The organism is Streptomyces sp. NPDC041135 (genome assembly GCF_055592085.1).
Genome location: NZ_JBVIYZ010000025.1, coordinates 17,673 through 41,194, shown reverse-complemented (window position 1 = coordinate 41,194; position 23,522 = coordinate 17,673). Strand labels below are relative to the sequence as shown.

Annotated in this window: 14 protein-coding genes; 4 read left to right on the top strand and 10 right to left on the bottom strand. The window is 75.3% G+C overall.

What is annotated here, in order from left to right; translation table 11 throughout:
* Window positions 1-6: 6 nt before the first annotated feature.
* Entirely contained in the window at window positions 7-1,296 is a 1,290-nt protein-coding gene (locus tag ACZ6CZ_RS32280) for a glycosyltransferase 87 family protein (RefSeq protein WP_469028336.1), read from the bottom strand.
* A 391-nt stretch (window positions 1,297-1,687) separates the two neighbouring features.
* Here ACZ6CZ_RS32280 and ACZ6CZ_RS32275 point away from each other — a divergent pair, with 391 nt between their 5' ends.
* Entirely contained in the window at window positions 1,688-3,250 is a 1,563-nt protein-coding gene (locus tag ACZ6CZ_RS32275; RefSeq protein ID WP_469028334.1) for a glycosyltransferase family 39 protein, read from the top strand.
* Here ACZ6CZ_RS32275 and ACZ6CZ_RS32270 read toward each other — a convergent pair.
* Window positions 3,198-3,686, bottom strand: a complete 489-nt coding sequence (locus tag ACZ6CZ_RS32270; protein WP_469028332.1) for a MarR family winged helix-turn-helix transcriptional regulator — start codon at window positions 3,684-3,686, stop codon at window positions 3,198-3,200. The genes ACZ6CZ_RS32275 and ACZ6CZ_RS32270 overlap by 53 nt on opposite strands.
* 122 nt (window positions 3,687-3,808) lie before the next feature.
* Between ACZ6CZ_RS32270 and ACZ6CZ_RS32265 the strand changes: the two genes are divergently transcribed.
* On the top strand, window positions 3,809-4,222 hold the full coding sequence (locus ACZ6CZ_RS32265) for an organic hydroperoxide resistance protein (protein WP_469028329.1): 414 nt from the start codon (window positions 3,809-3,811) through the stop codon (window positions 4,220-4,222).
* 6 nt (window positions 4,223-4,228) lie between these two features.
* Here the strand turns inward: ACZ6CZ_RS32265 and ACZ6CZ_RS32260 are convergent, their stop codons facing one another.
* The 8 genes from ACZ6CZ_RS32260 to ACZ6CZ_RS32225 form a co-directional block, all read right to left on the bottom strand.
* Window positions 4,229-5,497, bottom strand: coding sequence for a hypothetical protein (locus ACZ6CZ_RS32260; RefSeq protein ID WP_469028327.1), 1,269 nt, complete (start codon window positions 5,495-5,497; stop codon window positions 4,229-4,231).
* Window positions 5,494-7,710 (bottom strand): bifunctional glycosyltransferase/CDP-glycerol:glycerophosphate glycerophosphotransferase, encoded by a 2,217-nt coding sequence (locus tag ACZ6CZ_RS32255; RefSeq protein ID WP_469028324.1) that lies wholly within the window; start codon window positions 7,708-7,710, stop codon window positions 5,494-5,496. The genes ACZ6CZ_RS32260 and ACZ6CZ_RS32255 overlap by 4 nt, the downstream gene beginning before the upstream one ends.
* Before the next feature lie 7 nt (window positions 7,711-7,717).
* Window positions 7,718-9,919: a bifunctional glycosyltransferase/CDP-glycerol:glycerophosphate glycerophosphotransferase gene (locus tag ACZ6CZ_RS32250; RefSeq protein ID WP_469028322.1), complete on the bottom strand. Its 2,202-nt coding sequence runs from the start codon at window positions 9,917-9,919 to the stop codon at window positions 7,718-7,720.
* Between the two features lie 172 nt (window positions 9,920-10,091).
* Window positions 10,092-12,356, bottom strand: coding sequence for a bifunctional glycosyltransferase/CDP-glycerol:glycerophosphate glycerophosphotransferase (locus tag ACZ6CZ_RS32245; RefSeq protein WP_469028320.1), 2,265 nt, complete (start codon window positions 12,354-12,356; stop codon window positions 10,092-10,094).
* A 203-nt stretch (window positions 12,357-12,559) separates the two neighbouring features.
* A complete protein-coding gene (locus ACZ6CZ_RS32240; RefSeq protein WP_469028317.1) occupies window positions 12,560-13,483 on the bottom strand; it encodes a carbohydrate ABC transporter permease in 924 nt (307 codons plus the stop codon).
* Between the two features lie 91 nt (window positions 13,484-13,574).
* Complete coding sequence (locus tag ACZ6CZ_RS32235) at window positions 13,575-14,927, bottom strand: carbohydrate ABC transporter permease (protein ID WP_469028314.1); 1,353 nt, start codon at window positions 14,925-14,927, stop codon at window positions 13,575-13,577.
* Between the two features lie 7 nt (window positions 14,928-14,934).
* The gene (locus ACZ6CZ_RS32230; protein WP_469028312.1) at window positions 14,935-16,317 is read right to left on the bottom strand and encodes an ABC transporter substrate-binding protein; all 1,383 of its coding nucleotides are present in this window, start codon (window positions 16,315-16,317) and stop codon (window positions 14,935-14,937) included.
* Window positions 16,318-16,542: 225 nt separating this feature from the next.
* Entirely contained in the window at window positions 16,543-20,013 is a 3,471-nt protein-coding gene (locus tag ACZ6CZ_RS32225; protein WP_469028309.1) for an FtsK/SpoIIIE domain-containing protein, read from the bottom strand.
* Between the two features lie 468 nt (window positions 20,014-20,481).
* Between ACZ6CZ_RS32225 and ACZ6CZ_RS32220 the strand changes: the two genes are divergently transcribed.
* Together ACZ6CZ_RS32220 and ACZ6CZ_RS32215 are read left to right on the top strand one after the other, a co-directional pair.
* Window positions 20,482-22,146, top strand: a complete 1,665-nt coding sequence (locus ACZ6CZ_RS32220) for a serine/threonine-protein kinase (RefSeq protein WP_469028306.1) — start codon at window positions 20,482-20,484, stop codon at window positions 22,144-22,146.
* 142 nt (window positions 22,147-22,288) lie between these two features.
* Complete coding sequence (locus ACZ6CZ_RS32215) at window positions 22,289-23,518, top strand: serine/threonine-protein kinase (protein ID WP_469028304.1); 1,230 nt, start codon at window positions 22,289-22,291, stop codon at window positions 23,516-23,518.
* Window positions 23,519-23,522: the final 4 nt, after the last annotated feature.

Sequence of the window (23,522 nt, the reverse complement as noted above, 5' to 3'; positions counted from 1 at the left end):
GGCCCGTCAGGAGACGGGCACCGCGGGCTCGCGCAGCCGGCCGGAACCGGGGCGCGGCCGGGTCGAGGACGGGGCCCGGCCGGCCGGTGGCCGCCCGGCCCGCCACAGCCGGACGAAGGACAGCACGGCGGCGGCCGTCAGCAGCCCGTTGCGGGCGAGCATCAGCAGGCAGCCGGTCCAGGTGCCGTCCACGACCTCGCCGTAGGACAGCGGATACGCGACGGTGCTCAGCGCGGTCGCCGCCAGGACCAGCGCGCAGACCGGGCGCTGGCTGGTGTACCGGGAGGTCAGGCACACGGCGGCCAGCCCCAGCAGCCAGATCATGTACTGGGGGCTGATGACGCGGCTGGTGACGGTGAACAGCAGCACCGCGCTGAGCGCCGCGTCGTAGGGGGTCGCCTCGCTCCAGTGCCGGGCCCGCAGCCGCCACAGCACCAGCAGGGCGAAGGCCGCCGCGGTGAGCGCGAGGGAGGCGGTGGCGACCGTGGAGACGTACGGGCCGACGAGTTCGATCGCGCCGTAGCGGTAGCGGGCCCGGCCGGGCCAGCCGGCGAGCCGGGCCAGGTTGAGGGCGGTGCCGCCGAGCGACTCGATCTGCACGCCCCGGCCGCCCTGCTGCCGCAGGAAGGCCAGGGAATGGGTGAACGACAGGGCGAAGAACGCCAGGGACGTGATCGCGCCGGCCGCCGCCCACGACCACGCCGACCGGGTCGACCGCCCCCGGGGCGCCCCGAGCAGCACCAGGATCGGCCACACCTTCACCAGCGCGCCGAGACCCGCGAGGATCCCGCCCGCGCGCGTGGAGCGCTCCGACGCCAGCAGGGAGAGGACGGCGAGCGCCGTCACCTCCACGTCGTAGCGGGCGAGCGGGAGGTGCAGCAGCAGTGGCAGGCCGCCGATCCACAGGGCCGCGCCGCGCAGGCTGCGCCCTGGGCGGGTGCCCGCGCGCACCAGGGCCGCCGTGACCAGGGCGTCGGCGGCCAGGGTGAGGGCCACGAACGCCTGGAAGTAGCTCGGCCCCGGCAGCAGGCCGGGCAGCAGCAGCACCGCGCCCGCGCCGGGCGGGTACTGCCAGAGCGTGTCGTGCGCGGGGAAGGCGCCGTGCGACAGCACGCCGTACCAGTGGAAGTACAGCCGCCACACCTCGCGTGCCACGCCGCCCCGGCCCAGCAGCGGCAGGGCGTTGTGGGCCAGCAGCCACAGCATGAGGGCGCGGGTGGCGAGCCAGGCGGCGGACGCGAGGAGCGGCCCGGCGGGGAGACGGTGCGTAACGAGATCATCGGCACGGCTGTTCATCACGTGGGAGCCTAAGCCGCGCGGATGGTGTATCCACGCCGATACGCCGTCAATGCGCCGCAAAGGTTGGCTAATCGCAAAAGATCGGGCCGTGGTGAACATCGCGCTTCTGGTAAGACCGCGGTCGCGCTCGCGCGCGGCGACTCCCGGGGAGCCGGGCGCGCGTACGCGTGCGGCCGGACACGTGCCCGGACGCACGCCCCGACCCGCACCCGGACGTGCGCCGGAACGGGCGCCGGGCCGCGCACCGGTGCGTGCGGCGGGGCGCGAGCCGGGCCGCGAGCCAGGGCGCACGCCGGAGCACCCGGAGCATCCGGAGTCCGGTCCCGCCCCCGCCGTCCGCCCCACGCGCCCCGCGCGCCCCGCGCGCGAGGTTCGCCGCCTCGTCGCCGTGGCGGTGCCGGCGGCGGTGATGCTGGCGCTCGGGCTGTGGGGAGTGGACCGCGGCGGGATGTGGCGCGACGAGGCCGTCACGTTCCAGGTCGCGCGCCGCACGGTGCCGCAGATCTGGCGGCTGCTGCACGACGTGGACGCGGTCCACGGCCTGTACTACCTCCTCATGCACGCCGTCCTCGTCCCGCACCCCGGCGAGGTCGTGCTGCGGCTGCCCTCCGTCGCCGCCGCGGCACTGACCGCGGGCCTGGTCGCCGCGCTCGGCGCCCGGCTGGTGCGTCCCCGCGTCGGACTGTGGGCCGGACTGCTGTACGCCGTCACGCCGCTGGCCGGCCACTACGCGCAGGAGGGCCGCTCCTACGCCCTCGTCGCCGCCGGCGCCACCGGCGCGACCCTGCTGCTCACGCGCGCCGTCGACCGGGGCGGCCGCTCCTGGTGGGCCTATGCCGCCCTCCTCGCCGCCACCTGCTGGCTGCACGAGTTCGCCGTCCTGCTGCTGCCCGCCCACGCCGCGACGCTCGCCCTGAGCCGGGTGCGCGCCCGGGTCTGGCGGGGCTGGGCGGGCGCGGCCGGCGGTGTCGTCCTGTCGCTGCTGCCCCTGGTCCTGGTCTCCCGGGCGCAGTCGGCGCAGGTGGCGTGGCTGCGGACGCCGACCCCGCAGACGGCGGAGGAGCTGCTGCGGACGTTCCTGGGGCCGACGCCCGGGGTCTACTGGACGGCGCTGACGCTGGCCCTGGTGGGGCTGGCCGGGCCGGCCGGCCGGCGCGGCGAGGTCACCTGCGCGGGGCTGGCGCTGCCGCTCGCGGTCGTCCCCCCGGTGGCCCTCATGCTGGTCTCGCAGTGGTCGCCGCTGTACGTCGACCGCTATGTGCTGTACGCGCTGTCGGGCGCCCCGCTGCTGGTGGCCGCGGGCGCCGACCGGGTGCTGTCGGCGGCCTGGCGCCCGGCGGTGGCCGGACACCGGCGGCGGCCCGCCGGTCCCGCCCTCCCTGCCCTGCTGGGGGCCGCTCTCCCCGCGCTGCTGGGCGCCGCCGTCGTCGCGCTGGCCCTGGTGCACCAGCTCCCGCTGCTGCGCCAGGACCGCTCGCCGGACCACCGCCCCGACGACCTCGGCGCCCTCTCCCGGACCGTCGGGCACCGGCTGCGCCCGGGTGACCCGGTGCTGTTCCTGCCGTCCTCCGCGCGCAGCGCGGCGCTGGCCTACCCGGGGCCGTTCCGCCGGGCGCGGGACGTGTCGCTGGCGAGCGGCGCCGCCCCGTCCGGGACGCTGTACGGCAGGGAGGCCGCGCTCCCCGAGATGCGCCGCAGGCTGGCCGCGCTGCGCCGGGTGTGGGTCGTCGCCGACCGGCGGGTCGTGGCCGGGGACCTGTGCCCGGCCGACCCCGCCGAACGGCTGAAGCTGGCCGTGCTGAACGAGCGGTTCGTCCTGCGCGGGGAGACGGTCCGCGACCGGGTCACGGTGCGGCTGTACGTCCGCGTCCTGGGGCCGGCCGGTCCATCCGCGGCAGCTACCGGTCGTCCTCCGCTTCCTGGAGCGCCGCCGTGTCCAGTGCCGCGGTGAGCCGGTCGAGGCGTTCGTGCAGCTCGCGGATCTCCGCCAGGTCGAACCCGGTGGCCGCGGCGATGCGGCGCGGCACCCGCAGGGCCCGCTCGCGCAGCGCGGCGCCCTCACCGGTCAGCAGCACCACCACCGACCGCTCGTCCCGCGCGCTGCGCTCCCGCCGCACCAGACCGGCCGCCTCCAGCCGCTTGACCAGCGGGGAGAGCGTGCCGGAGTCCAGTCGCAGGTGTTCGCCGAGCTGCTTGACCGGCAGCTCGCCCCGCTCCCACAGCACCAGCATCACCAGGTACTGGGGGTAGGTGAGACCGAGGTCCTTCAGGAGCACCCGGTAGACGCCGTTGAAGGCGCGGGAGGCGGCGTGCAGGGAGAAGCAGATCTGGCGGTCCAGGCGGAGCCAGTCCGCCTCGGCGGGGGTGGCGGGAGTGGCGGCGGTCATGTCACCAGGATAGCTCGCGACGCCATTAAGTTGTACACAATTCAGTTGTGTGCTCTACTTAGGGACGTACGGCGGCCGGACCAGCCGCGGTACGCACCGACTTCCGAGAGGGATGGTTTTCCATGGACGCGCTGTACACCGCTGTCGCCACCGCCACGCACGGCCGCGAGGGCCGTGCCGTCTCCTCCGACGGCCGGATCGACCTCCAGCTGGCCGCGCCGGCGGAGCTGGGCGGCAACGGCCAGGGCACCAACCCCGAGCAGTTGTTCGCCGCCGGGTACGCCGCCTGCTTCGGCAGCGCGCTGGGCCTCGTCGGCCGCCAGGCCAAGGTGGACGTCAGCGACGCCGCGGTGACCGCCGAGGTCGGCATAGGCAAGCAGGGCGAGGGCTTCGCGCTGAAGGTGACGCTGCGCGTGGAGCTGCCCGACACCGTGGACGAGGCGACCGGCCGCAAGCTGGTCGAGACCGCCCACCAGGTCTGCCCCTACTCCAACGCCACCCGCGGCAACGTCCCGGTCGAGCTCGTCATCGAGTAACCGGGCTCAGCCCACCGCCTGGGCCGCCCGCCGCTCCTGCGACGGCAGCCCCGCCGCCCGCCGCCCCCGCGGCTCCAGCAGCAGCGGCACGCCGAGCACCGGCAGCAGCCAGGCCAGGACGATCAGCCGGTCACCCCAGATGCCGATGTCGGGGTGACCGGCCTGGGTGAGCAGCCCGGTGCCCGCGGCCGCCAGCAGGAAGCAGCCGAACGCCGGCCGCCGCACGGCGCCCCACGCCCCGGCCGCCAGCGCCGCCGCGAACAGCGGTTGCAGCAGCTGCCGGCGCAGCCACTCCAGCCAGAAGTTCCCCTCCAGCTGGAGCAGCTCCGGCCACGGGTGTGGGCGGTCGGGGCGGCTGTAGTGCCCGGTGAGCAGGTCCTGCACGCTCTCCGACTCCGCCGGGTAGTGCAGCAGCCGCGCCAGCACCAGCGTGCCCAGGGCGGCGCCGCAGCCCACCGCCGCGAGCGCCGTCACCCCGTGCCCCGGAGCCCGGCCCCGGCGCCGCCGCCACACCGCCACCGCGGTGCCCGCCCCGGCCAGGCACAGCCCGAGGAACAGCGCCTGCGAGTGCTTGACGGCGAACAGGGCGAGCAGACAGCCGCCCGCCAGCGCCGCGCCCGCCCGGCCCCGCCCGGTCAGCGCCAGCGCACAGCCCCACACCGCCGCCAGGCTCAGCGCCAGCAGCAGGCCCTCGGTCATCGGGCGCATCGCGGTCGCCCCGCACGGCAGCACGTAGTACAGGGCCTGCCCGGTCAGCGCCCGCGGCACCGGCACCGACAGGGTGCGCAGGGTCAGGAAGACCAGCACGCCGCCCGCGACGGTGACGGCGACGCCCGCCAGCCACACGCCCCACGTCACCCCGAACACCGTGACGAACGGCAGCAGCAACGCCGGATAGCCCGGCCGCACCTCGAAGATCCGCCGCAGCCGCGGCGCCACGAACGGCACCACGTGACCGTCGCCCTGCCCGGCCCGCAACCGCCGCTGCACCCGCCCCAGCTCCTCGGCCCGGCACCGCGCCAGCACCTTCGCGTCCGGGCTCGGCGCGTGGAAGCGCACCACGTCCACGTTCTGCGCCCGGTGCGCCAGCGACGCCCGGCCCGCACAGGCCCACTCGACGGTGGCGGCCGCCGCGGCCCGCTGGCCGGCACCGCCCAGGGTCAGCGCGTAGGAGACGTAGTTCAGGGAGTCGGGGGTGTCCCGGCCGGTGACGTTCGCCAGTTGCAGCAGGGCGAACCCGGCGGCCAGGACCGCCACCCAGAGGCGTGCCCTCACCTCGGCGCCAGCAGGTCGCGCCCGGTGGCCGGACCCGGCACCCGGGCGGTCACCGGCCCGTCCGCGTCCTCGCCGAGCAGCAGGGTCCGCACCACGCGCTCCGCGGCGCGGCCGTCGTCGTACTCGCAGAACCGGGCCCGGAAGTCCGCCCGCAGCCGCGCCGACTCCTCGTCCCGCCAGGCACCCGAGGCGAACAGCCACGCCAGCTCCCGCTGGGAGCGCGAGACGTGTCCGGGGGCCTCCGCGGTGATGTCCAGGTAGGCGCCCCGGCTCGCCGTGTACGCGGGCCAGTCGTCGGCGTGCACGACGATCGGCCGGTCCAGGTTGGCGTAGTCGAACATCACCGCCGAGTAGTCGGTGACCAGGACGTCCGAGGCCAGCATCACCTGCTCCACGTGCGGCTCGTCGGTGGCGTCCACCACGATCCCGCGCCGGTGCAGCTCCGCGAGCCCCGCCCCGCGCGCGGGACCCGTCGCCAGCGTGGGGTGCAGCCGCACCACCAGGGTGTGCCCCTCACCCAGGTCGGCGGCGAACCGGGCCAGGTCCAGGCGCTCGGCGTGGCCGCTGCGGCGGTAGTCGCGCCGGGTCGGCGCGTACAGCACGACCGTGTGGTCCTCGGGGATGCCGTACCGGGCGCGGAAGGCCGCCCCGGGCTCCGCGGGGGCCTCGACCAGGATGTCGTTGCGCGGGCTGCCCGAGCGCACCGAGGTGAAGTGGCAGGGGTAGGCCCGCTCCCACACCAGCTCTGAGTGGCGGTTGGCGACCAGGCTGTAGTCCCAGCGGTCGGCCCGGCGCAGCATCTGCGGCACGTCGAAGCCGAGGCGGGCGCCTGGCTTGCCCAGCAGGTCGGCGCCCATGTACTTGAGGGGGGTGCCCTGGTGGGTGTGGATGTGCACGCTGCCGGGCCGCTTGGCCAGGGTGCCGGGCCAGTTGACGTCGTTGACGAAGAACCCCGCCCGCGCGGTGACCTCCAGGTAGCGCCGGGAGTCCAGCAGCACGTGCTCCACGCCCGGCGGCAGCTGCTCGGCGGCCTCCTCGTCCCGCACGACCCACACCCCGCGCAGCTGCGGGGCGATCTGCCGCGCCCGGTGGTAGACGGCCGCCGGGTCGCCCAGCACCCCGCGGTGCGAGGCGGCGGAGTACACCACCAGGTGCGGGTCGAGCGGGCGCCGGCCGTGCACGGCGGCCCAGCCGCGCCGGGCCCGGGTGCCGGCCGCCCGGCGCGCCTGAAGTGCCCGCCGCCCGGCCTCCCCGGCGGCCCGCCCGGCCAGCCGCCTGACCCGGTACGCCGCCCAGCTGCCCTCCAGCAGGGCGACCTCCCCGTCGACCTGGGCGTCCTCGGGCCGGTGGCTGCGGAACAGCTCCGCCGTGCGCCGGAAGAACTCGGCCTTGTCCGACGGCGGCAGCCGGTCCGGCTTGGCGAGGATGTCGAGACAGTGCTCGCCCATCTTGCGGTGCAGGTACGGCCGCCAGCGCCACAGCTCGGCGTGGGCGTCGACGAAGCCGAACACCCGCCGGTACTGTTCGTGGATGTCGAAGTGCTTGCGGCTGGTGGTGGACAGGATGTTGCCCTGCCGGCGCTGCCGGTAGTTCAGGCAGATCCGGTCCAGCGTGGCGATCTGCCGGGCACTGAGCATGACCGGGAAGGTCCAGGGCGTGTCCTCGTAGTAGCCGGGTGGGAAGCGGAAGCCCTTCTCCTCCACGAAGTCACGCCGGTAGACCTTGTTCCACACCACCATCAGCAGGTCGAGGATCTCCGGGTACTCGGTCGCCGTGAAGGTGCCCGCGCCCGCGTCGGCGAGCACGTGCGCCAGGACGTTGCGCCGGGTGCCGCCCCACCAGAAGGTGCGGGCGTAGTCGAAGACCAGCACGTCCGGGTCGCCGGCCTCCTCCAGCCGGTCGGCGACGGCCCGCAGCGCGCCCGGGGTGAGGGTGTCGTCGCTGTCGAGGAAGAACAGGTAGTCGCCGCCGGCGTGCGGGATGCCGGCGTTGCGGGCCCGGCCGAGGCCGACGTTCTCCGGCAGGTGCAGCACCTTCACCCGGGGGTCGCGGGCCTCGTACTCGTCGAGGATCTCCCCGCAGCCGTCCGGGGAGCAGTCGTCGACGGCGATCAGCTCGAGGTCGTTGAAGGACTGCAGCAGGACCGAGTCGAGGCACTCGCGCAGAAAACCCTGCACCTTGAAGCAGGGGACGATGACGCTGAAGCGGGGCACGGCTCGGTCAGCTCCTCACGAGGGTCGCGGCGGCGGGGGCGGGGACGCGCTCCGCGAGCGGGATCACGGGCGGGACGGCCTCCGGCGGCTGGCCGAGCAGCACCCGCCGCACGACCCGCTCGGCCGCCCGGCCGTCGTCGAACTGGCAGAACCGCTCCCGGAACGCGGCCCGCAGGGCGCGGGAGCGCGCTCCCGCGAACGAGCCGTCGCGGAAGACGCGGGCCAGCTCCTCGGGGGTGCGGGCGACCGGCCCGGGCGGCTCGGCCATCAGGTCGAAGTAGACGCCGCGCGTCTCGCGGTAGACGTCCCAGTCGTCGGCGTACACGACGATCGGACGGTCCAGGTTGGCGTAGTCGAACATGATCGACGAGTAGTCCGTGACCAGGGCGTCGGCGGCCAGGCAGACCTCCTCCGAGGAGCGGTGCGCGGTGACGTCGATGACCCGCCCGCCGCCGGCGCCGCGGCCCCGGTCGTAGAAGTAGTGGGCGCGCAGCAGGACGACGACGTCCTCGCCGGCCGCCTCGCAGAACGCCGCGAGGTCGAGGCCGGTCTCGAAGCCGGTGTGGTGGTCGCGGTGGGTGGGCGCGTACAGGACGGCCGTCTTGCCCTCCGGCACACCGAGTTCGCGGCGGATCCGGGCGACGTCCTCGCCGGTCGCCGTGTAGAAGACGTCGTTGCGCGGATAGCCGTACTCCAGCGCCTCGTAGGAACCGGGGAAGGCGCGCTCCCACATCTGCGTGGAGTGGCGGTTGGCGGAGAGGTTGTAGTCCCAGCGGTCCACCCGGCCCAGCAGCTTGGCGAAGCTGCCGCTCTGCGCGGCCACCACGGGGTACGCCGACTGGTCCACGCCCATCGTCTTCAGCGGGGTGCCGTGCTGGGTCTGCAGGTGCACGCTGCCGGGCCGCTTCACCACGCCCTCGGCGAAGTTGGCGTTGTTGACCAGGTACGTCGCCCGGGCCAGCACCTCCCAGTAGCGGCGGGAGCCGATCACCGCGTGGTCGACGCCCTCGGGCACGGCGTGTTCCTGGCCGGCCTCGACCAGGAACACCGAGCGGATGTGCGGGGCGAGTTCGCGGGCCTTGGCGTGGATCGCGGCCGGGTTGCAGGCGTACCCCCGGCCCCAGTACGCGCAGTAGACGGCGAGGTTCGGGTCCAGCGGGCGGCGCAGGTCGCGGGCGTAGCGCAGCCGGGTGCGCAGCAGCCGCGGGCGCGGGACGCTCTCCGCGGTGCGCGCGGCCACCTGGTTGGCGCCGCGCAGCGCCCGGAACGCCGTGTACGCGCCCGTCGCCAGCAGCCGGTGCTGGATGCCCAGGCTGCCGCCGGGGGCGCGGTGACCGGCCGGGCGGTACCGGCGGTACAGGCGGCCCGCCCGGCGGAAGAACGCCCGGTGCCCGGCCGGCAGCCGCTCCGGACGCGCCGCCGTCCTCAGCACGACCGCGAACAGCTGGTCGAACAGCGGCCGGGCCCGCCCGGTGTCGAGCCCGCCGTCGGCCGCCCGGGTCAGCACCAGCTCCACCTGGTCGAGGAGCTGGTGCTGGTGCGCGCCGGGCAGATTGAGCCGGCTGCCCTGCCGGCGCAGCCGGTGCCGTACGACCACCGAGCGCAGCACGGCGACGCGCTCGGCCGCCAGCGTGGTCAGGCCTCCCCAGCCGACGTCGGTGAAGTGGCTGTCGGGGAAGGCGAGGTCCCGCTCGGCCAGGAAGGCGCGGCGGTAGGCGGCGCTCCACGCCGGGAGCTGCACCCCGGTCACCTGGGGCGCCCGGCCGGGCGCGAAGGCACCGGCGGGCGCCGTCGCCAGCAGGGCCGCGGCCGGGTTCGTCGCCTCGCCCTCCCACCAGGGCACCCGCTCGTGCTCCACGTACAGGACGTCGACGTCCCCGGTCTCGGTGAGCCGCGCGTCGAGCGCCGCCAGCGCCCCCGGCAGCAGGACGTCGTCGCCGTCGAGGAACAGCAGGTACGCGCCGGTCGCCGCCCGCGTCCCGGCGTTGCGCGCCCCGCTCAGGCCGGCGGCGGGCGGGGAGTGCACCGGAAGCACCCGGGGATCCCGTTCGGCGTACCCGGCGGCCACGTCGGCGGCCGGGGTGCCGGGTGCGTCGCAGACCGGGATCAGCTCCAGGTCGCCGAAGGACTGGGCGAGGACCGAGTCCAGCGCCTGGGACAGCCGGCCGGCGACCCCGTGGGACGGGACGATGATGCTGAAGCGGGGCATTCTGTTCTTTCTGTCGTCTTGCCTGGGCTCAGGCCCTGTACGTCCCCCGGCCCGGTCCCGGTCGGACCGCGCCGCGCCCGGGCCGCCCGGTCGGCCGCCAGGTCGGCGGCCGGGTCGGGGTGGGCCGCGAGGTGCTGGGGGGCATGGGGACTCCCGGTAGGACAAACGCCGTTCAGCGGCTCTCGGTGACGGGGAGCGGGCCGGAAGGTTGCGGCACCGTGGCGAGCGGGGAGCTGATGCGGGCCGCGGCGGCCGACGCGGCCGGGCGGCGGGCGCCGAGCGGGACGACGGGCGGCAGTCCCGCCTCCTCGCCCAGCACGACGTGGCGGACGACGCGCTCGGCGGCCCGCCCGTCGTCGTACGGGCAGAAGCGCTCCCGGAACGCGGCCCGCAGCTCGGCCGCGCGGGAGCCGCGCCAGCGGCCGGAGGCGAAGACGTCGACCAGCTCGTCCTCGGTGCGGGCGATCGCGCCCGGCGGGCAGGAGAGCAGGTCGAGGTAGGTGCCGCGGGCTGCCTCGTACGCCTCCAGGTCCGCGGTGTGCAGGACGATCGGGCGGTCGAGGTTGGCGTAGTCGAACATGAGCGACGAGTAGTCGGTGATCAGGACGTCCGAGGCCAGGCAGAGCGACTCCACGCTCGGGTGGTCGCCGACGTCGATGATCCGCGGGCCCTCGCCGAGGCGGCCGCCGTGCGCGGGGTGGGCGCGGGCCAGCACCACGAAGCGCGGGCCGAGGCGGCGGGCGAGCCGCTCCAGGTCCAGGAGCGGGCGCTGGGTGCGGCGGTAGTCGCGGTGGGTGGGCGCGTACAGGATCGCGACCGAGCCGTCAGGCACGCCGAGCTGCTCGCGCAGCCGGGTCACGTCCGCCGGGGTGGCCCGCTGGAAGACGTCGTTGCGCGGATAGCCGTACTCCAGCGTCCGGTAGCGGCCCGGGTAGACGCGCTCCCAGGTGAGGGTGGTGTGGCGGTTGGCGGACAGCAGGTAGTCCCACGCGTCGACGCCCCGCAGCAGCTCGCCGAAGTCGGTGCCGGCGGCGGCCGCGGGGCGCTCCTGGAGGTCGAGGCCCATGTGCTTGAGCGGGGTGCCGTGCTGGGTCTGCACGAAGACCTGGCCGGGCCGCTTGCGCAGCCGGCGGTCGAAGTTGACGTTGTTGACGAGGTACTTGGAGCGGGCCAGCGCCGTCCAGTAGGCGGCCGTGCCGGGGCGCAGCCGGCGCGGTCCGGGCGGCAGCGTGTGCAGGTGCTCGGGGCGGGCGATCCACGCGGTGCGGATGTGCGGGGCGTGCGTGCGGAACGCGGCCTCCAGCGCGCCGGGGTTGCAGCCGTGGCCGCGGTGCCCGTAGGCGGCGAAGACGGCGCGGTCGGCGCGCAGCGGCAGCCGCAGCTGGACGCGGTAGTGCAGCTGGAGGGCGCCGGCGCGGACCGCCCGGGCCGGCTTGACCGCGGCCTTGCGGACGCGGCGGTGGGCGGACGCCGCCGCCCGCAGGGCGCGGTAGGTGCGGTGCAGGCCGAAGCGGACCAGACCGTGGCGCAGCCGGTTGCGCAGCGGGACCGGGGCGCCCGGGACGCGGTAGCGGCGGTGGTGGGCGCGGGCCCGGCGCAGGAACTCGGCGCGCGAGCCGCGCGGCAGTCGGTCGCGCCGGGTGAAGACGGTGACGAGGTGGTCGACCATCCGGCCGAACAGCACCGGCCGCCAGCGGGCCAGTTCGGGCCGTTCCTCGACGTACGCGAAGACCCGGTCGTACTGGTCGAAGACGTCGAAGTGCCGGCGGCTGGTGGTGGCCAGGATGTTGCCGCCCTGGCGGCGCTGGCGGTAGTGCACGCACACCCGGTCCAGGGTCGCCAGCGACCCGGCCGCCATCAGGACGGGGAACGTCCAGGGGGTGTCCTCGTAGTAGCCGGGCGGGAAGGCGAAGCCCTCGCGCTCCAGGAACTCCCGGCGGTAGGCCTTGTTCCAGGCGACCATCAGCACCTTCAGCAGCCCCGGGCGGTCCTCCAGCCGGAACGGCGCCGGGCCCTGCTCGGACAGCTCGGCCGCGGCCTTGTTGCGGACCGTGCGGCCCGTCCAGAAGGTGCGTGCGTAGTCGTAGACCAGGACGTCCGGTTCGCCGGTCTCCTTGATCCGGTCGGCGACGGCGCGCAGCGCGTCCGGGGTGAGCGTGTCGTCGCTGTCCAGGAAGATCACGTAGTCGCCGGCGGCCAGCTCCAGACCCGCGTTGCGGGCCAGGCCCAGGCCCCGGTTCTCCGGCAGGTGCAGCGGCCGTACGCGCGGGTCACGGGCCGCGTACTCGTCGATGATCGCGCCGCAGGCGTCGGGGGAGCGGTCGTCGACGGCGATGAGCTCCAGATCGGGGTACGACTGGGAGAGCACCGAGTCCAGGCACTCGGACAGGTACGCCTGGACCTTGTACGCGGGGACAATGACACTGAACCTGGGCAAGGGACATCCATGGGTCGGTCGGCGCGGGCCTTCTGCCCGGCAACGGCCGATGGAGTGACTTGGTTACGGCTCGTACGTCGTGTGGGGGACACCCGGGAACGCCGGAAGGCGAGCCGTGGGACGACTCGCCTTCCGGTGCCGAACTCTCCTGATCCTTGGTGGCCTTTCCTGGTCGCGCGTGAGCTACTCGCGGCGCTTTCCGGTCACTTGACCGCTCCGGCCATCACGCCCGAGACGAACTGCCGCTGGAACGCGAAGAACACGGCCAGCGGGATCACCATCGAGATGAACGCGCCGGGCGCCAGGACGTCGATGTTGTTGCCGAACTGCCGTACCTGCGTCTGCAGGGCCACCGTGATCGGCTGCGTGCCGGACTTGGTGAACACCAGGGCGACCAGCATGTCGTTCCACACCCACAGGAACTGGAAGATGCCCAGGCTCGCGATGGCCGGCCCGCCCAGCGGCATCACCACCCGCGCGAACAGCCGCAGTTCACCCGCGCCGTCCAGCCGGGCGGCCTCCAGCAGCTCCCGCGGGATCTCCGCGAAGAAGTTGCGCAGCAGGAACACCGCGAACGGCAGTCCGAAGCCGACGTGGAACAGGATCACCCCGAAGATCGTCCCGAACAGGCCGACCTTGCCGAACAGTTCGGCGATCGGGATGAGCGCCACCTGCACCGGCACCACCAGCAGGCTGACCACCCCGAGGAACCACCAGTCCCGGCCCGGGAACTCCATCCAGGCGAACGCGTAACCCGCGAGGGAGCCGATCACGACGACCAGGACGGTCGCCGGGACCGTGATCAGGACGGTGTTCAGCAGGGAGTGGGTGATGTCGCCGTTCTCCAGCAGCTTCCGGTAGCTGCCGAAGGTCAGCTGGGAGGGCTTGGCGAACACCTGCCACCAGCCGCTGGCGCTCATCGCCTCCGGCGCGCGCAGCGAGGAGATCAGTAGACCGATGGTAGGCACCAGCCAGAACAGGCCCACCAGCAGCAGGAACACCCGGACCGCGCCGCCGCTCAGCCGCTCCGCGATCCGCGAGGCGACCGACTGCCGCTTGCGCACCCCCTCGACGGGAGTCGCCGCGCCCGCACGGCCCGCGTTCGCGCTCTCGGCGTGAGTCGTCATCGCCGCACCTCCCGCCGAAGCCGCCGGATGTTGCTGTGCCATCCCGGGGGGCGATCCCCGAACCCCCGGCCACGCCGAAGCGCACGCGTGTTCATCGCCGCACCTCCCGCCGAAGCCGCCGGATGTTGAAGAGCATCACCGGGATCACCAGCAGCAGCAGGAACACCGCGATGGCGCTGGCGATGCCCGGCTGGCCCTCGGAGAAGCCCTTGCGGTACAGCTCCAGGGCGAGCACGTTGGCGTCGTCCTGGGAGGAGCCCGGGGCGATGATGTAGACGAGGTCGAAGACCTTCAGCACGTTGATCATCAGCGTGACGGTGACGACCGCGAGGACCGGCGCGAGCAGCGGCACGGTGATCCGGCGGAACACCTGCCACTCGTTGGCCCCGTCCACCCGCGCGGCCTCCAGCAGCTCCCGGGGCACGCCCGCGAGCCCGGCCGCGATCAGCACCATCGCGAAGCCCGCCCACATCCACACGTACGACCCGATGATGGCCGGGGTGACCAGCGACGGGCCCAGCCAGTCCACGCCGTTGTAGGGCTCCTTGAAGTTGCTCGCGGGCAGCCGCAGCCGCGCCCCGTCGGCCGCCGCGGGCAGTGTGAAGGTGCCGTCGCCCGCGGCCTCGGCGGTGGCCACCACCGAGCCGTCCTTCACCGCCTCGATGCGCATCCCGGCGTAACCCAGCTCCGACGGGTCCGGTGCGCCCAGCCTGCCGACGCCCTTGCCGCGCGTGAAGTCCTGCCACGTCGTGCCGGTGATCTTCCCCGGCCGCGGTTCGGCGGGCACGGCCTTCTTCGCGCCGTCGGGCATCTGGTCCGGCGCGACACCGACCAGCGGGAGGGTGACGGCCTGGCCGGTGTGCACGGGTGCCTTGGTGAGGAAGCCGCCGCCCTGCGCGGTGAACGGCGACTCGCGGCCCGGGTGCGCCTTCGGGAACGCCGAGGACTGGGCGAAGGTGTCGTGGACGCCCACCCACACCGCGTTGGCGACCCCCTTGTCCGGGTCCTGGTCGTACACCAGCCGGAAGATGATCCCGGCGGCCAGCATCGAGATCGCCATCGGCATGAAGACGACCAGCTTGAACGCCGTTCCCCAGCGCACCCGCTCGGTCAGCACCGCGAAGACCAGGCCGAGGGCCGTGGAGACCGTCGGCGCGAACACCACCCAGATGATGTTGTTCTTCAGGGCGGTACGGATGCCGTCGTCGGTGAACAGCGCCTTGTAGTTGTCGAGTCCGGCGAACCCGTCACCGGAGGCGTTGTAGAAGCTGCGGACGATCGAGTACCCGATCGGGTAGACCACGAGCGCGCCCAGCAGCACCAGGGCGGGCAGCAGGAAGAGCACGGCCACCGTCCGGCGGGTGCCGGTCACGCTCCTGCGGCTCCTGGGTGTCTTGGACGCGGCGGGGGCCGGACCGGCCCCCGCCGCCGCTGCCGACGTCATGGCCGGATCAGCTCCCGTTCCCGTACGCGGCCGCGGCGTCCTTCTCCAGCCGCGCCTGGGCGCCGGCGACGTCCTTCGGGTTCTTCAGGAAGTCCTGGAGGTCCTTCCACTCGCCCTTGCCGGGCGTGCCGCCGAACGCCTGCGGGGCCTGGTCGGACATGTCGAAGCGGAAGTCGTCGCCGGACGCGACCAGCGCCTTGGCGATCCGCTGCTGCACCGCGTTCGGGTACGCCGAGTCCGGCACGTTCTTGTTCGGCGAGAGGTAGCCCCCGAGCTTGGCCTGGATGGTCGCCGCGTCCGGGGAGGCCAGGAAGGTGGCCAGCGCCTGGGCCGCCTTGGAGTCCTTCAGGATGACGGCCGCGTCACCGCCGGAGACCACCGGCGCGGACGAGCCCACCGCCGGGAAGGGGAACACCTTGGCGTCCGTGCCCACCTTCGCCTTGGTGTCGGCGATGTTGACCTGCGCGAAGTCGCCCTCGTAGACCATGGCCGCCTTCGGCTGGTCACCGCCGGTGAAGGTCTGGGTGACCGAGGCCGGGAACTCCGTCTGCAGCGCGCCGTCGGCGCCGCCCGCCACGTAGTCCTTCTTGCCCCAGACCTGGGCGAGCGTGGTGAGCGCCTGCTTCACCGAGGGGTCGGTCCACTTGATCTTGTGCTGGGCGAGCTGGTCGTACTTCTCCGGGCCCGCCTGGGACAGGTAGATGTTCTCGAACCAGTCGGTCAGCGTCCAGCCGTCGGCGCCGCCGACCGAGAAGGGCGTGACACCGGAGTCGTACACCGCCTGGGCGGCGGTCAGCAGCTCCTGCCAGGTCTTGGGCTCCTTGGCGCCCGCGTTGTCGAACGCCTGGGCGTTGTACCAGATCAGCGACTTGTTCGCGGCCTTGTAGTAGACGCCGTACTGCTTGCCGTCGACCTTGCCGATGTCCTGCCAGCCCGGCGAGTAGTTCTTCTGCAGCTCCTTCAGGGCGTCGGCGCCGAGCGGCTTGGCCCACTTCTTGTCCACGGCCTGCTTGATCGCGCCCGGCTGCGGCAGCAGCGCGATGTCCGGCGGCTGACCGCCCGCGATCTTGGAACCGAGGAAGTTGATGATCGGGTCCTGGGCGGGCACGAAGGTCACCTTGGCACCGGTGCGCTTCTCGAACTCCGCCAGCACCTTCTTGAAGTTGGCCTGTTCGGTGCCGGTCCAGACGGCGGCGACCTCCAGGCTCTCGCCGTTCAGCTTCGGCAGGGTGAGGGAGGAACCGGAGGCGGTCGCCCCGGTGCTGCTGCCGTCGTCGTCCTTCTTGTCGTCGCCGCCGCCGCACGCGGTGAGCACGAGGGCTCCCGTGAGCAGGGTGGCCAACGCCGTGGTGGCCCTGATCGGCCGGATCATGTCGCTGTTGCTACGCATTACTGCCCCGTTCTTCGTTCTTCGTCGAACGTCCTGAACGTCTCGAGCGCCGTCCCGTGCGCACCGGTCTACGCCGCGTCGCTCGAGGTGGGCAAGAGCGCCCGCGGTGTCGACGGGGTGATCGTGACCGCCTCGTGACCAGGTGTGTATGCCTGGCAGTCCGGGGGTACGCGTGCTCGTTCGGACGCAACCCGATCAGACCGGACGGGGGCGCGACGGCGCGGATCAGAGCAGCGACGGGACCTCCGCCGCCGCCACCTCCCGTGCCGCCCGCTCCACCGCGCTCGCCAGCAGGGCCAGGTCGGTGGGGCCGTTGCCCAGCTCGCGCACCGGCCGGCGGGCCGGCGGGTCGCCCATGCGCTGCCACTCCAGCGCGACGACCGTGGGCCGCTGGGTCGCGGTGCGCGGGATACGGCCGGTCACCCGGCCGCCCTGGAACGCGGTGACCCGGCCGTCCGCGCAGGTCAGGCTGCCCCGCCCGGGCGCCGGTTCGTCCGGTCCGGCGGACGGCGCCGCGAGCTGCACACGCAGCGCGGCCCGGCGCGCCGGTTCCGTGTCCGCCGTACGGCCGCCGGGCCCCGTCGCCGCCACCAGGTGGACGCCGAGCCGCTCGCCCTCCTTGGCCACCGCCTCCAGCGCCCGCATCACGGACCCGGCGGCGGGCCGGCCCGGCGAGCCCAGCGCGGGGGAGACCAGCGCGTCCAGGTCGTCGACGACCACCACCAGCCGTGGCAGCGGCGGCGCCTCCCCGGTCTGCCGGCGGGCAGCCGCCGGGCGCAGCCGGAGGGTCGAAGTGGACGGCGTCTCTATGTCCCCGGCGCCGGAAGAGGCGCCGGAGGCTGCCGCGGACCCGGCGGGCGCGGCACCGGTGACGGCGGCCGGGGCGGCACCGGAGGCGCCGGCCCGCCCGGTCGCCGTGCGCTGGGTGACGATACGGCCGGACACCGCACGCCCCGCGTGCCACTCCGCGAAGTCCGCCCGGCCCAGCAGCTCCGCGCGCCGCTTCAGCTCGGCGCTCAGCGACTGGGCGAACTCCCGCATCCGCACGGGGTCGTTGACGGTGAGGTGGGTCGTGACGTGCGGTATCTCCGTGCAGGCGCGCAGGCCCTCGCCGAGGCCCGCGCCGGTGCCGACGCCGTCGCGGCCGTCGATCAGGACGACGCCCAGCCGGTCCGGGCGCTCGGCGGCGGCCAGCGAGGCGACCACGGCCCGCAGCAGCTCCGTGCGGCCGCTGCCGGGCGGGCCCTCGACCAGCAGGTGCGGCCCGTCGGCCACCAGGTCGGCGGTGACCGGGCCGCGCGGCCCGGCGCCGAGCACCGCGCAGGCCCGCCCGCCGAGCGACGCCGTGTCGTCGGCGGCGTCCGCCCAGCGCGCCATCAGCGACGCCGGGGTGGCCCGGGCCAGCCCCAGCTCGTCCAGCAGCCTCGCCGACCGGGGCAGCGGCAGGGCCACGCGCGCGTGCCGGTCGCCGACGGGTCCGTCGGGGCGCAGCGGCGCCAGCGCCCGGGCGAACCGCTCGGCCCAGGCCGGGGACACCGCGTCGACGGCCGCGAGGGTGCCGGGGCCGACGGGACCGGCGGGCGCGACCCGCATCAGGTGCAGCGCCGTGGCGACGTCACCGCTGAGCAGGGCCACCGCCCCGCACCGCGAGAACGTCGGCGCCACCGCGCAGGCCGACTCGTACGTCCGGGTCACCGGCGAGGCGGGCGACGCGGCCACCGTCTCGGCCAGGCAGATCACGTGGATGCCGGCCCGCGGCCCGGCCGTGGCCAGCCGGGCGACCGCCTCGCGCAGCGACGCGCCGCCGGGGTCGCCGTCCACGACGACGACGGTGTACGGCCCCCGGAAGCCGCCGCCGTCGAGCGCGAGGTCGTCCCGGGCCCAGGAGGGGCGGCGGCCGGACGAGCGCTCCGGGTCGGCGGGCGGGGCGGCCGCGCTCTCCGGCCCGGAGCCGGAGGCGGTGCCGGGTGTGGTGGCGGGCCGGTGCCGTGCCGGGTCGGCGGTGGGTACCGGGTGCCCGGTGGACCGGGCCGGGACCGCCGCCGACCTGCCCGTCGCCGCGTGGTCCTCCACCCGGCGCAGCAGTTCCTCCACGCGGGCGGCGGCCTGCTCCCGGTCGTAGGCCAGCAGAAGGCGGCAGTCCTGGCCGTGGCCGGGGCGGACGTGCGGCAGCCAGCCGAGCCAGGACCACTCGGCCGTGCGCTCCTCCACCGGGCGGGAGCGGTCGGCGCTGATCAGCACGATCTCCAGCAGGTCCGGGGAGTGCAGCGCGGCGAGCTGGGCCAGCACCGCGCGGGCCAGCCCGGACAGCCGGGGGCGCGGCCCGGCCAGGCCCAGCGCCCCGGCCTCGCGCAGATCCGCGGTGACCGGCACGGCGGGCAGCAGGCCCGAGCCGTCCGGCGCGGTCCGGTCGGCCGTACCGAGGCGCACGGTCAGCGCCTCGGGGTGCCCGGGGCCCCGCTCCCACAGCCGGGGCCCGGGGCCGAGCGCGGTGAGCAGCAGCGCGGCCGGGTCCGGCCAGGTGTCGCTCCGCTGCGGGGCGCCGGCCGCCGGGGCCCCGGGCGCACCGGCGGCCGTGCCCTCGTACGGCCGGGTGTCCCGCGGTGCCTGCTCCGGGCGTCCGCCGGCCAGCCGCCGTGCCCAGGCCCCGAGCCCGCCCCGGCGGCGCCCGCCCTGCGGGACGTCGGCGTCCGCGTCCGTGCCGCCCCCGCCCGGGCCGCTGCCCTCCGCGGCCGCGAGCCCGGGGACGCCGAAGTGCCCGGCGTGGGTGTCCCCGCCGCCGGACGCCGCGTCCCGGCTCTCGGCGTCCGGCGCGCCGCCCTGCCCCGGCACCCGCGGGGGCTGCGCGCGCCGGTGCTCCTGAGCCTCCGGCCCGCCGCCCGGGACGTCCCAGTGCCCGGCGCCGTAGGAGTGGTGCGTGACCTCCGAGGGGCCGGGCCCGGCGGCGCGCCCGGCGCCCTCCGCCTCGCGTGCGTGTCCCGCGTCGCCGTCCGCGCCGCCCCCGGGGCCGGTCGCGCCGTCCACGGGGACGATCCGCACGCAGCCCTCGCCGTCGGCCGCCGTGGCCACCCGGGCCCCGGGTCCCCCGGACGGCGTAACCCGCAAGGCCGATTCGCCGATCCGCAGCAGCGCCCCCGGCGCGAACCGCACCGCCCGGTCGGTGACGCGGACGCCGGCGAGCGAGGTGCCGTTGGTGGACCCGAGGTCGGACACCGAGACGCGGCCGTCGGCGCCGACCGTGACGGCGCAGTGCAGCCGGGAGACGTCCGGGTCGTCCAGCGGGACGTCGGCGTCGGCGGAGCGGCCCACGGTGACCTGGCCGCCGTGCAGCAGATGGACCCCGCCCGCGTCCGGTCCCGCCACCACGTGCAGCTGGGCGGGGGCGTCGTCCAGCTCCGGATGCGGCTCGGGCGCGGCCGGGGCGCCCAGGGACAGCACGGCGCCGTCGACCAGCGGGGGCTCGCCCAGCACCCGGCGGCGGGCGTCCAGCCGCTCCGCGCCGGCGTACAGCACCACCGAGGCGCCCGAGGACTCCCGGCCCGCGCCCCCGTCCCCGGTGACCGCCGCGGCCAGCGCCGACGCCACCGCCGCCAGGTCCGTGCCCGCGGGCGCCGTCACCAGCACGTCGCGGCTCGCGGCGCGGCCCCGCTGCGCGGACGGACCCTGCGGGTCTACGACGGTCAGCCGGATCTGCATCGGCGTCAGCGGTCCCTTCTGCGCGGGCGCGGACTTCCCCCCACCCCACGAGCACGTCGGCCAGTACTGCAAGGCATCCTCGCACCTGCCACCGACAGTGCGCCCGGTGCCCGGTGCCGAGTGATCTTGATTGGTCGGCTCTGCCCGCAAAAGTGCCTGGCCGGTACCGCACCGGCGACCACTTGAGATCGGTCACGTCCGGCTTTCGGCAACCAGGAGACCGAGCCCGGCGTCTTTCCTCCGGGTCGCCGTGACGGCGGCCGGCGCGGTCGCCGTGGAACAGTCCCGGGAAGGGCCGGGGGAAAGGTCCGGGAAGGGCCGGGGAACCGGTCCGGGACCGACCCGGGAAGTCTCCGGGAACCGTTCGGTGCGACCGCCGTCGAACATGGGGAGGAACGCTTACGTAGTGCTCTCGGGGGCGGCACTACAGTGGGTCGGAACACCAGCAAGCAGCAGGGAGCACATGACGTGCGGCCGGTAGGCAGCAAGTACCTGCTCGAGGAGCCGCTCGGCCGCGGCGCCACGGGCACCGTCTGGCGAGCCCGCCAGCGGGAGACCGCGGGTGCCGAGGCCGCCGTGGCCGGCCAGCCCGGTGAGACCGTCGCGATCAAGGTCCTCAAGGAGGAGCTGGCGAGCGACCCCGACGTCGTCATGCGCTTCCTCAGGGAGCGCTCCGTCCTGCTCCGGCTCACCCACCCCAACATCGTGCGGGTGCGCGACCTGGTGGTCGAGGGCGACCTGCTGGCGCTGGTCATGGACCTCGTCGAGGGCCCCGACCTGCACCGCTACCTGCGCGAGAACGGTCCCTTCACGCCCGTCGCCGCCGCGCTGATGACCGCGCAGATCGCCGACGCGCTCGCCGCCAGCCACGCCGACGGCGTCGTCCACCGTGATCTGAAACCGGCCAACGTGCTGCTGCGGCAGTACGACGGCCTGATGCACCCGCTGCTCACCGACTTCGGCATCGCGCGCCTCGCCGACTCCCCGGGGCTGACCCGCACCCACGAGTTCGTGGGCACGCCCGCCTACGTGGCCCCCGAGTCCGCCGAGGGCCGCCCGCAGACCTCCGCCGTCGACATCTACGGCGCCGGCATCCTGCTGTACGAGCTGGTCACCGGCCGCCCCCCGTTCTCCGGCGGCTCCGCCCTGGAGGTCCTGCACCAGCACCTGAGCGCCGAACCGCGCCGCCCGTCCACGGTGCCCGACCCGCTGTGGACGGTGATAGAGCGCTGCCTGCGCAAGAACCCCGGGGAGCGGCCCAGCGCCGAGAACCTCGCCCGCGGCCTGCGGGTCGTCGCCGAGGGCATCGGCGTGCACGCCAACGCCGCGCAGATCGCCGCCGCCGAGGGCGTGGGCGCCCTGCTGGCCCCCGACCCGGACCCCGCCGCCGTACCGGGCGTGCCCGGCGCCGCCGACCCCACCCAGGTGCTGCCGACCGGCTCGCCGCAGGGGGCCTACGACCCGAACGCGGCGACCAGCGTGCTGCCCCACACCGGCGCCGCCGACCCCACCACCGTCCTGCCGCCGGTGCCGCCGCACCGGCCCGGCGACGGGCAGCCGGGGCAGCCGCCCGAGCAGCCGCACCCCTGGCAGACCCAGCTGCGCGCGGCCCGGGACCGCAACGAGCAGACCCAGATCCAGTACGTCGACCCCGACGAGGACCCGCTGCGCCGCCGCCCGCAGCGCCAGGTCGCCCGGCCGCAGCAGCAGCCGCAGCGCCCCGCCCCGCAGCAGCGGCCCCAGCAGCGCCCGCAGCCCCGCGGCCGGCAGCAGTCCCCGGGCGGCTACGGCCACCCGCAGCAGCAGCAGCAGCCGCAGCAGTACTCCCCGCCGCAGCGCCAGCAGCCCCAGCGGTACGCGCCGCCCGCCCCGGCGGAGCCCCGGCGGCCCGCGCGCGAGCCCCGGCCGCCGCGGCAGCGCAGCGCCAACCCGATGAAGATCCCCGGGCTCGGCTGCCTGAAGGGCTGTCTGTTCACCCTCGTCATCCTCTTCGTGGCGGGCTGGCTGATCTGGGACCTCACCCCGCTGCACACCTGGGTCGGCCAGGGCAAGGGGTACTGGGACCAGCTCACCGACCTGGCGGGCAAGGCCGGCGACTGGGTGCGGGACCTGAAGAACTCCTCCGGCGGCTGACGCCCGCAGGGCCGCCGGCGTCCGGAACCGATAGCCGGTCTGGAGATTTGTCGACACCTGGCGGGTGATTTCCGTCTCCGCGGTGAAGGCCGGCTCGCCGGACGCGTAGTTTTGTCGCTCACACGCGTCTGTAGGAGCAGTCTTGGCACGGAAGATCGGCAGCCGGTACACCGCGCACCAGATCCTGGGGCGGGGCAGCGCCGGCACGGTGTGGCTGGGCGAGGGACCCGAGGGCCCCGTCGCCATCAAGATGCTGCGCGAGGATCTCGCGTCCGACCAGGAACTCGTCGGACGCTTCGTGCAGGAGCGCACCGCCCTGCTCGGCCTGGAGCACCCGCACATCGTCACCGTCCGCGACCTGGTGGTCGACGGCAACGACCTGGCGCTCGTCATGGACCTGGTCCGCGGCACCGACCTGCGCACCCGGCTGGAGCGCGAGCGGCGCATGGCGCCCGAGGCCGCGGTGGCCGTCGTCGCGGACATCGCCGACGGCCTGGCCGCGGCGCACGCGGCCGGCATCGTGCACCGCGACGTCAAGCCGGAGAACGTGCTGCTGGACATGCAGGGCCCGCTGGGCCCCGGCGGCGCCCACCCCGCGCTGCTGACCGACTTCGGCGTCGCCAAGCTGATCGACTCGCCCAAGCGGACCCGGGCCACGAAGATCATCGGCACCCCGGACTACCTGGCCCCGGAGATCGTCGAGGGGCTGCCCCCGCGCGCGGCCGTCGACATCTACGCCCTCGCCACCGTGCTGTACGAACTGCTCGCGGGCTTCACCCCCTTCGGCGGCGGCCACCCGGGCGCGGTGCTGCGCCGCCATGTGACCGAGACGGTCGTCCCGCTGCCGGGGATCCCCGAGGAGCTGTGGCAGCTGATCGTGCAGTGCCTGGCCAAGGCGCCCGCCTCCCGGCTGCGCGCCTCGGAGCTGGCGGACCGGCTGCGCGAGCAGCTGCCGCTGCTGGCCGGGATGCCGCCGCTGGACGTGGACGAGCCCGACACCGAGCCCGACGAGGACCGGGACGCGCCCTCCCCGGCGGGCCCGGCGGCCGCCGGGCAGGCGCGCAGGCGCGGGGCCGTCCCGCTGGTCCCCGGCGCCGAGCCGGACTCCAACCGGGACACGCACACCTCGATGCGCGTGCCGGGCCCGGACGAGCTGGCCGGCCCCGCCCACGGCACGGCCCGCGCGCCCCGTGCCGCCGGTGCCCCCCGTCCCGGTTCCGCCCGGCACCGGGCGGCGGCGCGGCGCCGGAAGGTGACGCTCGGCGTGGCCGGGGTGGTCCTGGCCGCCGCCCTGGGCGTCGGCGCCTGGCTCGCCACCTCCCACGACGACGGACCCCCGCAGGACACCACGCACAGCACCTCCGCCCCGTGAGCCG

What these genes read in the sequence shown, in the direction of transcription:
- ACZ6CZ_RS32280 (WP_469028336.1), bottom strand. Translation starts at nt 1,296, where the DNA reads ATGAACAGCCGTGCCGATGATCTCGTTACGCACCGTCTCCCCGCCGGG.
- ACZ6CZ_RS32270 (WP_469028332.1), bottom strand. Translation starts at nt 3,686, where the DNA reads ATGACCGCCGCCACTCCCGCCACCCCCGCCGAGGCGGACTGGCTCCGC.
- ACZ6CZ_RS32265 (WP_469028329.1), top strand. Translation starts at nt 3,809, where the DNA reads ATGGACGCGCTGTACACCGCTGTCGCCACCGCCACGCACGGCCGCGAG.
- ACZ6CZ_RS32250 (WP_469028322.1), bottom strand. Translation starts at nt 9,919, where the DNA reads ATGCCCCGCTTCAGCATCATCGTCCCGTCCCACGGGGTCGCCGGCCGG.
- ACZ6CZ_RS32240 (WP_469028317.1), bottom strand. Translation starts at nt 13,483, where the DNA reads ATGACGACTCACGCCGAGAGCGCGAACGCGGGCCGTGCGGGCGCGGCG.
- ACZ6CZ_RS32235 (WP_469028314.1), bottom strand. Translation starts at nt 14,927, where the DNA reads ATGACGTCGGCAGCGGCGGCGGGGGCCGGTCCGGCCCCCGCCGCGTCC.
- ACZ6CZ_RS32230 (WP_469028312.1), bottom strand. Translation starts at nt 16,317, where the DNA reads ATGCGTAGCAACAGCGACATGATCCGGCCGATCAGGGCCACCACGGCG.
- ACZ6CZ_RS32225 (WP_469028309.1), bottom strand. Translation starts at nt 20,013, where the DNA reads ATGCAGATCCGGCTGACCGTCGTAGACCCGCAGGGTCCGTCCGCGCAG.